General features: G+C 66.6%; 14 protein-coding genes. 8 read left to right on the forward strand and 6 right to left on the reverse strand.

What is annotated here, in order from left to right; translation table 11 throughout:
- Window positions 1–28 precede the first annotated feature (28 nt).
- The 5 genes from VVD47_RS20155 (at window position 29) to VVD47_RS20175 (ending at window position 5,086) form a co-directional block, all read left to right on the forward strand.
- Entirely contained in the window at window positions 29–697 is a 669-nt protein-coding gene (locus VVD47_RS20155; protein ID WP_327605321.1) for a DedA family protein, read from the forward strand.
- A gap of 3 nt (window positions 698–700) precedes the next feature.
- Window positions 701–1,342: a phosphoribosylglycinamide formyltransferase gene (purN, locus tag VVD47_RS20160; RefSeq protein WP_327605322.1), complete on the forward strand. Its 642-nt coding sequence runs from the start codon at window positions 701–703 to the stop codon at window positions 1,340–1,342.
- A 414-nt stretch (window positions 1,343–1,756) separates the two neighbouring features.
- Window positions 1,757–2,470: a hypothetical protein gene (locus VVD47_RS20165; protein ID WP_327605323.1), complete on the forward strand. Its 714-nt coding sequence runs from the start codon at window positions 1,757–1,759 to the stop codon at window positions 2,468–2,470.
- Window positions 2,471–2,523: 53 nt separating this feature from the next.
- The gene (locus VVD47_RS20170) at window positions 2,524–3,798 is read left to right on the forward strand and encodes an RsmB/NOP family class I SAM-dependent RNA methyltransferase (protein ID WP_327605324.1); all 1,275 of its coding nucleotides are present in this window, start codon (window positions 2,524–2,526) and stop codon (window positions 3,796–3,798) included.
- Window position 3,799: 1 nt separating this feature from the next.
- Window positions 3,800–5,086 carry a mechanosensitive ion channel family protein gene (locus tag VVD47_RS20175; RefSeq protein WP_327605325.1) on the forward strand — a complete coding sequence of 429 codons (1,287 nt, stop codon included), beginning with the start codon at window positions 3,800–3,802 and terminating at the stop codon, window positions 5,084–5,086.
- Between the two features lie 81 nt (window positions 5,087–5,167).
- On the opposite strand, the gene fabI is transcribed toward VVD47_RS20175, so the two are convergent.
- The 6 genes from fabI to ompR all read right to left on the reverse strand — a co-directional run bounded on the left by fabI (window position 5,168) and on the right by ompR (window position 10,077).
- On the reverse strand, window positions 5,168–5,959 hold the full coding sequence (gene fabI / locus VVD47_RS20180) for an enoyl-ACP reductase FabI (protein WP_327605326.1): 792 nt from the start codon (window positions 5,957–5,959) through the stop codon (window positions 5,168–5,170).
- A gap of 187 nt (window positions 5,960–6,146) precedes the next feature.
- The gene (locus VVD47_RS20185; RefSeq protein WP_327605327.1) at window positions 6,147–6,959 is read right to left on the reverse strand and encodes a peptidylprolyl isomerase; all 813 of its coding nucleotides are present in this window, start codon (window positions 6,957–6,959) and stop codon (window positions 6,147–6,149) included.
- 66 nt (window positions 6,960–7,025) lie between these two features.
- A complete protein-coding gene (locus VVD47_RS20190) occupies window positions 7,026–7,322 on the reverse strand; it encodes a BolA family protein (RefSeq protein ID WP_327605328.1) in 297 nt (98 codons plus the stop codon).
- A gap of 13 nt (window positions 7,323–7,335) precedes the next feature.
- Entirely contained in the window at window positions 7,336–7,869 is a 534-nt protein-coding gene (locus VVD47_RS20195; RefSeq protein WP_327605329.1) for a septation protein A, read from the reverse strand.
- Between the two features lie 33 nt (window positions 7,870–7,902).
- A complete protein-coding gene (locus tag VVD47_RS20200; protein WP_327605330.1) occupies window positions 7,903–9,240 on the reverse strand; it encodes an ATP-binding protein in 1,338 nt (445 codons plus the stop codon).
- Between the two features lie 93 nt (window positions 9,241–9,333).
- Window positions 9,334–10,077 (reverse strand): osmolarity response regulator transcription factor OmpR, encoded by a 744-nt coding sequence (ompR, locus tag VVD47_RS20205; protein WP_327605331.1) that lies wholly within the window; start codon window positions 10,075–10,077, stop codon window positions 9,334–9,336.
- A gap of 191 nt (window positions 10,078–10,268) precedes the next feature.
- Here ompR and VVD47_RS20210 point away from each other — a divergent pair, with 191 nt between their 5' ends.
- From VVD47_RS20210 to VVD47_RS20220, 3 genes are all read left to right on the forward strand, one after another.
- Window positions 10,269–10,862: a hypothetical protein gene (locus VVD47_RS20210; RefSeq protein WP_327605332.1), complete on the forward strand. Its 594-nt coding sequence runs from the start codon at window positions 10,269–10,271 to the stop codon at window positions 10,860–10,862.
- An 84-nt stretch (window positions 10,863–10,946) separates the two neighbouring features.
- Complete coding sequence (locus tag VVD47_RS20215; protein WP_327605333.1) at window positions 10,947–11,318, forward strand: hypothetical protein; 372 nt, start codon at window positions 10,947–10,949, stop codon at window positions 11,316–11,318.
- A gap of 95 nt (window positions 11,319–11,413) precedes the next feature.
- The gene (locus VVD47_RS20220; protein ID WP_327605334.1) at window positions 11,414–12,985 is read left to right on the forward strand and encodes a DUF1800 domain-containing protein; all 1,572 of its coding nucleotides are present in this window, start codon (window positions 11,414–11,416) and stop codon (window positions 12,983–12,985) included.
- The last annotated feature ends 9 nt before the right edge of the window (window positions 12,986–12,994 follow it).

Genomic DNA, 12,994 nt, shown 5'->3' on the forward strand with positions numbered 1-12,994 from the left:
GTTTCCTTGCAGGCTGACGGTAGAACACATGGAATTCTTCGGGCCCCTGACAGACCTCGTGCTGCACTTCATCGACATCGTGCTGCACCTCGACAAGTACCTTGCGGTGCTGATGCAGAACTATGGGGCATGGATCTACCTGATCCTTTTCCTCATCATCTTCTGCGAGACCGGGCTCATCGTGACGCCCTTCCTGCCGGGTGATTCACTGCTGTTCGTGGCTGGTGGTCTGGCTGCTGCCGGTGGCATGAACGTGCATCTGCTGGTGTTGCTGCTGTTCGTCGCCGCGGTGCTCGGCGACAACCTGAATTTCTGGATCGGTCGCAAAGTCGGCCCCAAGGTGTTTGCCTGGGAGCAGTCGCGCTTCTTCAATCGCAAGGCCTTCGATCACACGCACGAATTCTTCGAGCGACATGGCGGCAAGACCATCGTCATTGCACGCTTCCTGCCGCTGGTGCGGACCTTCGCGCCCTTCGTGGCCGGCGTGGCACAGATGAATCCGCAGCGTTTCCTGATGCTGAACATCGCCGGTGGGGCACTGTGGATCGTCTCGCTCACGTACCTGGGTTACTTCTTCGCCAACATTCCGTTCATCAAGAACAACCTGTCGCTGTTCATCATCGGGATCATCGGCGTGTCGCTGCTGCCGGTGTTTTTCATGTGGTTGAAGACCCGCATGGAAGCCAAGGCAGCCTGATTCATGAAGAACGTCGTCATCCTGATTTCCGGGCGTGGCTCCAACATGGAGGCCATCGTCCGCGCGCAACTGCAGGGCGTGAAGATCGCCGCGGTGATCTCCAACCGGCCGGACGCTGGCGGACTCGATTTCGCTGCCGGCCATGGCATCGCGACGGCGGTCGTGGACCACAAGGGTTTTGCGTCGCGCGATCACTTCGATGCCGCGCTCGCCGAGTGCGTCGACGGATTCGCGCCCGACCTCGTCGTGCTGGCCGGCTTCATGCGTGTGCTGACCGAGACTTTCGTGCGTCGCTACGACGGGCGTTTGCTCAACATCCATCCCTCGTTGTTGCCGTCTTTCCCGGGCCTGCACACGCATGCACGGGCGCTCGAAGCGGGGGTGCGTCTGCATGGGGCCACGGTGCACTTCGTAACGGCCGAACTCGATTGCGGGCCGATCGTCGTCCAGGCCGCGGTGCCGGTGCTGGCGCATGACGACGAAGCCGCACTCGCCGCACGCGTGCTCCGTCAGGAACACCGGATCTACCCGCAAGCCGTACAGTGGTTCGCGCAAGGCAGACTGCAGATCGACGCTGGCAGGGTGCGGGTGGCGGGCGTCAATGAAGCGGAGGCTGGCTGGAGCGTGCCGCCGCTGGATGTCTGAGCGCCCTTGATGCTAGAACGGCGCGCACTGCTGGCTGGAGCGCTCGTTTCGCTGCTGATGCACCTGTGGCTGGTGCTCTCGCCCGGCTGGGGCGTGCCTGAAGAATCCTCACGTCCGCTGCCCCTGAGCGCCCGATTGCTGGCGGCGCCGTCTGCAGTCGCCGCGCCAGCGCCCGTGGCAGTGCCACAGGCTGTCAGCAAACCTGCGCCTCCTCCGAAGCCACGGCCAGCGCCACCATCACGGCCCAACGCCACGACCGCGAGCCTGCCTGCGACGCAGCCACTACCCGCACCGGAGCTAGCCAGCGCGCCTGCCGCGGCGCCGGCCTCTGCCCCCGTCGCTGCCGACACATTGGCGGGCTCCGCTCCGGTGGCCGGGCCTCCCGTACAGGCCAGCGCACCGGAGCCCTTGCCCGTGCCGGCGGGCACCGAGCAGTTCATGGCGGCACCCGGTGACTTGCGCTGGCCGAACAAGGGGCGCGTGACCTACGTGGCCTCCGTGCTGTGGGGCATCCTGCCCCTGGAAGGCTCCGGCGAGCAGCGCTGGGAGCACGACGGCGAAGGCTTTCGCGTGCGTCAGGTGGTGGGCGGGCTGGGGCGCGAGATCGTCCAGGAATCCGCCGGCCGCATCCTGCGTGGGCAGCCGATCATCGATGGCTTCCGCGAGACGCGCACCAACGGTCGCAGTGCCCAGGCGCTGATCGACCAGGCCAACGGCAGCATCCTGCAGATCCGTGGCGAGGAGCGCCGCGAGCGCAAGGTCGAGGGGGCGATTCTCGATCTGGTGACCTTGCCGCACATGCTCGCTGCGGTCGGCGCGCAGATCGACGTGGTGGAGTTCAATGCGATCGGCGGCTTCTGGGTTGAGCGGGTGGTCGTCGCCAACGAAGGCGAGGTCGAGATCGAGTTGCCGCTTGGCCGCGTGATGGCGCGTCGATTCCACGCGGAAACCCGGCAGGGGCAATATAAAATCGACATCTGGATATCGCGCGACTGGCGCGGTGCGCCCCTGCGCATCCGCGTCGACGATCGGCGCGAGGGTTTGCGCGTCGACATGCGCGCGACCGAAATCGAGCTTGATGGCCAGATCGTGGCCAGTACGCCGGCGCCTGACAGGCTGCGGGAGTGAATTGAGCAAGTACGAAGCAGAAACGCCATCCGTCCGGATGGCATTGGAAACCCATGACAATCGAAAAGATCACCACGCTGCGTCTGGATGCGGCGACCGAAGCCCTGACTGAAGTCCTGCGCTTCCAGTACCCCGCCGACGGCGTGCTGTCGAATTTCTTCCGCAACGACCGCAAGCTCGGGCAGCGTGACCGGGCCTTCGTGGCGGAGGCCGTGTATGGCGTGCTGCGTCGCATGCGTCGCGTGCGTATCGCGGCAGGCGAGGGCAACGTGGGTCCACGCAAGCTGGTGCTCGCCTGGCTGGCGCGCTTCGAAGGCTATTCCCTGCGCCAGCTTGAGCCCGTGCTGTCGCGCAACGAGATCGAGGAATGGTTTCCGGCGATGAAGGCCGTGTCGTTCGACGACCTGAGCATTGCCGAACGCTGTGATCTGCCCGACTGGCTGGCGACGCGCCTGCAGGCGCAACTGGGGGACGAAGGCCTGCTTGCGCTGGCCGATGCCTTGAACCGTCCGGCCCCGCTGGACATCCGCGTCAACACCATGAAGACCGAGCGCGATATCGCGCTTGCGCAACTGAAGGACGGTGGCTTCGAGGCGGAAGCAGGGCGCTATTCGCCGGTTGCGATCCGCTTCGCCGACAAGCCGGCCTTGCAGAAGCATCCCCTGTTCCTCGACGGCGCCATCGAGGTGCAGGATGAAGGCAGCCAGCTGCTGGCCTACATGCTGGCGCCGAAGCGCAGCGAGATGGTGGCGGATTTCTGCGCCGGGGCCGGTGGCAAGACGATGTTGCTGGGCGCCCTGATGCGCTCCACCGGTCGCCTCTATGCCTTCGACGTTTCCGAGAAGCGCCTGGCACGCATGAAACCGCGGGTGGCGCGGTCGGGCCTCTCCAACGTGCATCCGGCGGCGATCGCCCATGAGCATGACGCACGCATCAAGCGGCTGGCCGGCAAGCTCGACCGCGTGCTGGTGGATGCGCCGTGCAGCGGCTTCGGCACGCTGCGCCGCAACCCGGACCTGAAATGGCGGCAGACCGAGCAGGACGTGGTCGAGCTGACGGCCAAGCAGGCCAGCATCCTCGCCGCCGCCGCCAGCCTCGTGAAGCCCGGCGGGCGGCTGGTGTATGCCACCTGTTCGCTGCTGGCGGAAGAGAACGACAGCGTCGTGGATGCCTTTCTTGCGGCGCATCCGCAGTTCGCCCCGCTGCCGGTCAGCGAGGCGCTGGCGGGCTCGCACATCGCGCTGGACACCGGTGAGCGTCTGCGGCTGGATCCGGTGACGCACGGCACGGACGGATTCTTCGCCGCCGCCTTCGTCCGCAAGACCTGACATGGAAGCGCTCGATCACCTGTACGCGGACCTGCTGCAGTTCATGGCGGGACGCGGCGTCTGGCAGCAGTTGCTGGTCATCGCACTGGCGCTGGGCGTTGCCGCGCTGGTGGCCGGACGCGTGTCGCGCGACGCCGGCCAGAGCGTGCACGCCAGCGGCCTGCGCAGGCTGGCGTTTCCGCTGGCGGGTGTGGGCCTGATGTTGGTCGCGCGCTTCGTCGCGCATCACAACGGCTGGCCGCGCGGCCTCTTCGTGATCGCCACGCAATTGCTGCTCGCGGCCGCCGTGGTGCGCATGGTGGTGTTCGCCTTGCGCTACGCCATCAAGGCGCCGTGGGTGGCGTCCTTCGAGAAGACCATCGCCCTGCTCATCTGGTGCGGGGTCGCGCTGGACATCGTCGGCATCTGGGACGACCTGGTGGTATGGGCGGAGCAGGTCACGCTGCCGATCGGCAAGGAGAGCATCAGCCTGTGGGGCGTCCTGCAGGGCTGCTCGATGGTGATGGCGACCATGATTGGCGCGCTGTGGCTGGGCGGCCTGGCGGAAGGGCGCCTGATGAGCGCGCCGGCGCTGGACATGAGCATCAAGGTGGTGATGTCGCGCATCATCAAGGCCTTGCTGGTCGTCGTCGCGGTGCTGCTGGGCATGAGCATGGCCGGGCTGGACATCACCACCCTGTCGGTCTTCGGCGGCGCGCTGGGCGTGGGTCTGGGCTTCGGCATGCAGAAGATCGCCAGCAACTACGTGTCCGGTTTCATCATCCTGCTGGACCGTTCGATCCAGATCGGCCACATCATCCAGGTGAACGACAAGCAGCGTGGCGAGGTGCGGCAGATCACCACGCGCTACACGCTGTTGCGCTCCGGTGACGGCATCCATTTCATCGTGCCGAACGAGACCCTGGTCGGCAGCCTGGTGCAGAACGACACCTTTGCCGATCGCCGCATGCGGCTGGTGACGCGCATCCAGGTGGCCTACGACACCGACGTGGAGCGCGTGCTGCCGATGATGGCGGAGATTGCGCGCGCGCATCCGCGCATCATGACCGAGCCGGCGCCGGAGGCCTTCCTCATCTCCTTCGACGACAGCGGCATCACGCTGGAATTGGGCATGTGGATCGCCGACCCGGAGAACGGCCAGACGGGTGTGCGCTCCGCGATCAATCGCGAGATCCTGCGCCGTTTTCGCGAAGAGAGGATCGAGATCCCTTTCCCGCAACGCGAACTGCGTGTGCTGAACTGGCCGGAACAGGCGGACGGGCAGGGGCTGCCACAGGCGAATGCATGAGACTGGATGCAAATGAAAAAGCCGCCCGAGGGCGGCTTTTTCATTGTGATGCGCATTGCGACTCCGCGTTCGCGGCAGCGCTCACAGCGGATCGATATTGCCCAGCGCCACGCTGTTGAAGCCGGCATCCACGTACATGATTTCGCCGGTGATGCCGGAAGCCAGGTCGGAGGCCAGGAAGGCGGCAGCGTTGCCCACTTCGTCGATGGTGACGTTGCGGCGCAGCGGGGCCTGCTTCTCGTTGTAGGACAGCAGCTTGCCGAAGCTGCCGATGCCGGAAGCGGCGAGCGTCTTGATCGGGCCGGCGGAAATGCCGTTCACGCGGGTGCCGGTCGGGCCGAGGGACACGGCGGTGTAGCGCACCGACGCTTCCAGGCTGGCCTTGGCCAGACCCATGATGTTGTAGTTCGGCAGGGTACGCACGGCGCCCAGGTAGGACAGCGTCAGCAGCGAGCCATTGCGGCCGGCCATCAGCGGGCGGGCGGCCTTGGCCAGCGCCGGGAAGCTGTAGGCCGACACTTCGTGCGCGGTGCGGAAGGCTTCGCGCGACAGGCCGTCGAGGAAGTCACCCTCCAGCGCTTCACCCGGGGCGAAGGCGATGGAGTGGACCAGGCCGTCGAGGTAATCCCAGTCCTTGCCGAGTGCGGTGAACAGGCCGTCGATCTGGGCGTCGTCGGCGACGTCCAGCGGATACACCAGCTTGCTGTCGAATTCGGCAGCGAACTTGGTGATGCGGTCGAGGAAGCGGTCGTTCTGGTAGGTGAAGGCGAGCTGCGCGCCTTCGCGATGCATGGCCTTGGCGACGCCATAGGCGATGGAGCGGTTGGAGAGCAGGCCACAGATAAGGATGCGTTTGCCGGCCAGGAAACCCATTGCTGACTCCCGTAGGTGTTCTTTTGGAAAGCGCGGATTATACGCGCGGGACAGGCCCCGTCCGGGGCCTTGAATGCGTTGCGACGGGCGTGTCACGACGCAGGAGAGGGGCGAGAGAGGGGCAAGAGAGCAAGACAAGGGCGCAGGCACCGCGAGGCACCTGCGCCCTGTCAGGACTGCGAGCGGCTTACTCGACCTTGGACTTGCTGACCAGGTCGGTCACGTATTTCTGCAGGGCCTGTTGCTGCATGCCCTGCATGATGCGCGGCTTCAGTTCGTCGAAGCTGGGGTTCTGCGCCTTGCGGGTGTCTTCCAGCAGGATGATGTGGTAGCCGAACTGGGTCTTCACGGCCTGCGGCGTGAACTTGCCCTTTTCCAGCTTGCCGAGGGCTGCGGAGAATTCCGGCACATAGGCGCTGCCACGGGCCCAGCCCAGTTCGCCGCCGTTGTCCTTGCTGCCCGGATCGATCGAGATTTCCTTGGCCAGGGCTTCGAACTTGGCGCCGGCCTGCAGCTTCTTGATGGCGGCCTGGGCTTCGGCTTCAGTGGCAACCAGGATGTGACGGCCCTGGTACTCGGTGTCGCCGGCCTGGGCGGCCACCTTGTCGTACTCGGCCTTGGCCTGGGCTTCGCTCACCGGGTTCTTCTTGGCCCAGTCTTCCATGAAGGTGTTGACCAGCATTTCGTCGCGCACGTAGTCCATGCGCTGGCGCACCGCTGCATCCTTGTCGAAGCCGCGCTTGCGTGCTTCCTGCAGCAGTACTTCGCGACGGATCAGGTGCTCGCGGACCTGCGTCTTCAGTTGCGGATCGTTGGGGTTGGCGCCCTGGGCGGCCTGTTCCTTGATCAGCAGTTCGCCCAGCGAGGCCGGGATGGCCTGGCCATTCACCTTGGCGATGGTGGTGCCGTTGGTACCGGTGGCTGCCGGCTTGGTTTGCGCGAACGCGGGGGCCGCTGCAATCAGCAGGGCGGCGGCCAGGGAGCTCAGTCGGTAGTTCATGGGGTTTCCTTGAGGTGGGAGGGTTGCTCGGGAGCGACGCGTGGCGTGATGCAGAATTCGGCCTGTTCAGCGCCGGCCCGCGGCTTCCTCGGGGGTCAGGGCCGTGATGGCAAGGGCGTGGATCTCACGCTGCATCAAGGCTCCGAGTTGCTGGTAGACGTGGCGATGGCGGGCAAGCGGTTTTTCGCCAGCGAATGCCGTCGACACGATGGTCAGTCGATAGTGCCCACCCCCGCTGGCAGCGCCGGCATGGCCGGCGTGCTTGTGGCTTTCGTCCTCGATTTCCACGAGGCTGGGCGACAGCGGCGCCAGGGCCGAGCGCATGCGCTCGATGGTGGGGTTGGCAGGGGTGGCGGGGGCCATGGTCACCTCAGGCTTACTTCCCGTCTTCGGGCAGGTAGCGCGCGATGGCGAAACCCTGCGCGAGGACGAAGACGAACATCAGGCCCATGCCGCCGAAGAGCTTGAAGTTGACCCAGGCCTCTTCGGAAAAGTTGTACGCGATGTAGATGTTGAGCACGCCCATCAGCGCGAAGAAACCTACCCAGGCCCAGTTGAGCCGTGCCCACACCGGGTCGGGCAGGACGAGCTGGCCATTCATGAGCTGGCGCAGGAAGTTGCGGCCCAGCAGCGCGCCGCCGGCCAGTACGCCCGCCATCGCCCAGTACAGCACCGTCGGCTTCCATTTGATGAAGGTCGGATCGTGCAGCACCAGTGTCAGGCCGCCGAACACCACGACGATGACCAGGCTGGCCCACATCATCGGCTCGACCTTCTTCAGCACGAAGTGCGCATACGCCAGTTGCAACAGCGTCGCGACGATGGCCACACCGGTGGCGGTGTAGATGTCGGCGAACTTGTAGGCGACGAAGAAAAGGACGACCGGAAAGAAATCGAGGAGCAGTTTCATGGCGGCGCATTATAGACGAGGGCAGACCACCCTTCAGGCGCCTTGCAGCACCAGACAGGCGCGCAAACCGCCTCCCTGGCGTGGCAGCAAGGCCAGGTGCCCACCGTGCAGGCGGGCTACCCGCTCCACGATGGCCAGTCCGAGGCCCGAGCCCTTGGTGTCGGTACGGGCTGTTTCCAGGCGGGTGAACGGGCGCTTCATGCGTTCCGCCTCTTCCGGCGGGATGCCCGGCCCGCGGTCGGCAACCTCGACCATCAGGCGGCCGGCCTCGCGATGGACCCGGATTTCGATCGGCAGTTCGTCGCCCGCGTAGCGCAGGGCATTGTCGATCAGGTTGGCGATGGCACGGCGCAGGGCCAGCGGGCGCACACGCGCAGGAAGCGGGTCCGCCTCGGCGAGCACCACCGGGCGTTTGCGGCGGGTGTAGGGCAGCACCACCTCGGCGGCCAGGGCCTGCAGGTCGATCTCGCTGGCCGGTTCGGCCTGGGCGCCGCGCGCGAAGTCGAGGAACTGGCTGATGATGCGGTCCATCTCCTCGATGTCGCCGCACATGGCGTCCACGTCGTCCTGTGCCGCGCCCGACATTTCGATGCCCAGGCGTAGGCGGGCGAGAGGCGTGCGCAAATCGTGCGACACGCCGGCGAGGATCAGCGCGCGGTCGGATTCCAGCTGGGCCAGGTCGTGCGACATCTGGTTGAAGGCGCTGGCGACCTCGGCCACTTCGCTGGGCCCGGTTTCCGGCACCGGCGGCGGCAGGTGGCCGCGGCCGACCTCACGGGCGGCCCGTTCCAGGCTTTTCAGCGAACGGGTGACGCTCAACACGAGGAAGTAGGCGCCCAGCAGCGCCAGCACGCCGACCACGGCACCCCAGAACAGCCATTCGCTGCCGCGCGCGCGGGCGAAGCGCTCGGGGGGCAGCATCACCCAGTACTCGTCTTCCGGAATGTCCTCGTCGAGACGGAAGCTGACGAAGAAGCCTTCCTCTCCGCTCAGTTCCGTCGCCATCCGGGTGTGCGGCCCCAGGCGTTGCCGTACTTCCTGGATGACCAGCGTGTCCTCGACCAGCCGGGCGTCGTCAGTCGCCTCCGCCGGATAGATGCGGATGCCTTCCTGGGTGCTCAGTTCGTAGAGCAGGGCGTAGCGCTGGTTGATGTCGGAGGCGAGCAGGGCGTTGCGGGTGAGGTTCACCACGCTGACCAGCAACTGCGCCACCTGGCGGGCGCGCGGCTGCACCGCGTAGCGCTCGTAGATGAACAGCCACGCGCCCAGCGACAGCACCATCAGCAGGGCGATGAGGAGGGTGGTGCGCCACAGGAGCGTGCGCGGATGCGGCACCCGCCGCAAGCGCTGCAGCATCGCTTCCATCGTCATGAGGGGTCGGAGAGGCGCTGCGAAAGGGCGGGCAGAAACGCGACGGATTGCGCGACAGATAGCGCGACCGGAAGCGGAGGGGACAGCGCGGCCTCAGGCATCGGCCGGCTTGCTGTCGTCCGGCACGAAGACATAGCCGAAGCCCCACACCGTCTGGATGTAGCGCGGCTTGGCGGGTTCGTCCTCCACCAGCTTGCGCAGGCGGGAGATCTGCACGTCGATGGACCGGTCGAAGACGTCGTACTCGCGGCCGCGCGCCAGTTCCATCAGCTTGTCGCGCGACAGCGGCTGGCGCGGGTGTTGCAGCAACACCTTGAGCAGGCCGAATTCCCCCGTGGTGAGCGTCGCCTCCTCGCCGTCGCGCAGCATGCGGCGGGTGGAGAGATTCACTTCGACGCGGCCGAAGCTCACCACTTCCTCGGTCAGCGTGGGCGCGCCCGGCGTGGATCTCGGCTGGCGGCGCAGCACCGCATTCACCCGGGCGACCAGTTCGCGCGGATTGAAAGGCTTGGGCAGGTAATCGTCGGCGCCCAGTTCCAGGCCGACGATGCGGTCCACCTCGTCGCTGCGCGCGGTCAGCATGATGATCGGCAGGCTGCTGTCGGCCGCGCGCAGGCGGCGGCAGATCGCCAGGCCGTCCTCCCCGGGCAGCATCAGGTCCAGCACCATCAGGTCGAAATGCTCGCGGGACAGTGCGCGATCCATCTGCGCGGCGTCCGGCACGGCCTTCACGGCGAAGCCCTGTTCTTCCAGGTAGCGGTCGAGCAGGCTGCGCAGGCGGGCATCGTCGTCCACGACGAGGATGCGGTGCTTTTCGCGGGTCTTGGTGTTTTCCATGAGGCCTATCGTAATCAGCCGGGGCGTCACTGTCAGCCGGCCGTGACCCCAAGCGTTGCGGGATGTTGCAAAAAAGCCGACTGATTACATGCGCTTACAAACTCGCTGCGGAGGCAACAAAGACCTTACAGCCCCGGCGGAACATGGCTGCACGGCAATCGCGCCGGACCGCATACGTGGAGGACCGCAGCATGAACCACCCCGAGACCATACTGCATGACAAGCCGGCAACCAGCCTGTTCATCCTTGCCCTCATCGCGCTGGCAGCCGCGCCAGCGCAGGCTTCCGGGGGACACGCGCGCAACGAACGCATTGCCCGGGGCGTGGCCAGCGGCGCGCTGACAGCGCGCGAAGCGCGTGGCTTGAAGGCCGGCCAGCAGGCCCTGCGCGCCGAGCGCCAGGCCTATGCCGGTGACGGCCGCATCGACGCCGTCGAACGTGCCGACCTGCGCAGCGACGCCGCGCGGCTGGACCGCCAGATTTACAATCAGAAGCACGATGCGCAGGTGGCCGGCCGCGCTGGTGCGCCAGTCATCGACGCGTCGCAGCGCCGCCAGGGGCAACGCATCGCCCAGGGTGTGCGCAGCGGTGAGCTGACGCGCAGCGAGGCACAGGCGCTGGGCAGCGAGCAGCGTGCGATCCGCAGCGAGGAGCGCGCCTATCGCGCCGACGGCGTGCTGACGCGGGCCGAGCGGCAGGACCTGCGTGGCGACCAGCGCGATGCCAGTCACAACATCTACGAGGAAAAGCACGACGCGGAGCGGCATGACGCCGAGCGTCGCTAGTGGTTCATGAGATTGCCGGGTCGTCGATTCCTGTCGTGGGGTCTGGCTGCGCTGGTGCTGGCGGGCGGGCTGGCATGTCCGCCCGTGCTGGCGCAGCCCGCGCCACGGCCGGATCGCGAGCGCCGCGAGCCGATCCAGCGCATGTCACCGTCCGACCGCGATGCCTTGCGGCAGGAGTTGATGGAGCGCCGCATGCGCCAGGCCGAACAGATGAACGAGCAGATGCGCCAGCAAATGCGCGAACAGATGCGTCAGCAGATGCAGCGCCAGCGCGAGTTGGAACGGGAGATGGAGCGTGACCGCGAGCGCATGCGCCCGCCGCCGCCCCGTGGGGATGATCGCAACGGCCCACGCGACCGCTTGCAGCCGCCGGAGCGCGGCGAACCGCTGCGCCGGCTGTCGCCTGAGGAAAGACGGCAATTGCGGCGCGACGTGCGGGATGCGTATCGTGACTGACAGGAAAGCCCGCCTTCCGCGCCTCCCCGGCGGCAACGTCGACGTCGTGACGGCGGGCGGATAACGAAGCGAAGCGAAGCGCAGAGGTTCCTTACATGCTGTCCCGCACCCCGTTGTTGCGTACCCCTCCATTCCGTACCCCACCATTCCGCACCCGGCTCTTCGGCACCTGCCTCCACCGCGCCACCGCCGGGCTGCTTGTCGGCCTCGGCATGCTGGTCTTCCAGGTGGCTTACGCCGCGACCAGCGGTCCCGCAGGGGCCATGGGGCCCGACGATGCGCGTCACCTGCTGACCCGCAGCGGCTTCGCCCCCACGCCTGAGCAGATCGCCGACTACGCGAAGCTGTCGCGCAGCGAGGCGGTGGACCGCATCCTGGCCGGTACGCGCAGCACGCCGGTCACGGCCTGGCCGGACGAACTCGATGACTTCGTGCCCTACCGCATCGTGCGCACGATGAGCGAGCAGCAGCGTCGCGATGCCAACCGCGTGAATACCGTGCGCGGAGTCGAGTTGCGTGTCTGGTGGCTGGGCGAAATGCTGGTGACGCCGTCGCCGCTCACCGAACGCATGACCTTGTTCTGGCACAACCACTTCGTGTCCAGCCAGGACAAGGTGCGCCCGGCCAAGCTGATGCTGCAGCAGAACCTGACGCTGCGCGAACATGCCACCGGCAATTTCGGCAAGCTGCTGACCGCCGCCTCCAAGGATCCGGCGATGCTGATCTACCTAGATGGCCGCAACAGCCGCAAGGGCCAGCCCAACGAGAACTTCGCGCGTGAGGTGATGGAGTTGTTCACCCTGGGCGAGGGCCACTACAGCGAACGCGACATAAAGGAAGCGGCGCGCGCCTTCACCGGCTGGGACATCGACGGCGAGAACGCGAAGTTCTTCTTCCGCGCCAACCAGCACGACACCGGTGTGAAGGAGATCTTCGGCAAGCGCGGCAACTTCAATGGCGACGATGTTCTGCGCCTGCTGCTGGAGCGCCGCGAAACCGCCGAGTTCATCAGCACCAAGCTGTGGCGCGAGTTCGTCTCCGCGCAAGCCGACAAGTCGGGCGTGCAGCAGGTGGCCGGCGTGCTGCGCGACTCCGGCTACGAGATCAAGCCGGCCCTGCGCACGCTGTTCCTCAGTGACGCCTTCTGGGCGCAGGACAACCGCGGTGCGCTGGTGAAGTCACCGGTCGACCTGGTGGTCGGTTCACTTCGCTCGCTGGAAGCCGATGTGCCCGACCCCTTGCCCTTCGTGCGCACCCTGCGCCAGATGGGGCAGGACCTGTTCGCACCACCTAACGTGCGCGGCTGGCCGGGGGGGGAATGGTGGATCAATTCGTCCTCGCTGCTGGACCGCAAGCAGTTCCTCGACCGGCTGGCGCGTGCCGACGATCCGAAGCGCATGGCGGCGCTGCGCCGTGTCGAAGGCAGCATGAGTGCCGCCAACGAAGTGCCGATGTCGCGCGAAGACCTGCGTCGTCGCGCGGCCATCGCGGTGCGCGAGATGGACGTGGATCTCGCTGGCTGGAGTGCCGAGCTCAAGCCGCTGGGCCTCAACGCCGACCGTGTATTGCTGCCGGTCGCGGCCGTCGACAACGGCATGGCGATGGCGGATGACAACAATGCCCGGGTGCGCGCGCTGCTGCTCGATCCGGCCTACCAGTTGAAGTAAGGGAGCGCT

Origin of the sequence: Uliginosibacterium sp. H1, from assembly GCF_036017065.1 — a bacterium.
Classification (GTDB): Bacteria; Pseudomonadota; Gammaproteobacteria; order Burkholderiales; family Rhodocyclaceae; genus Uliginosibacterium.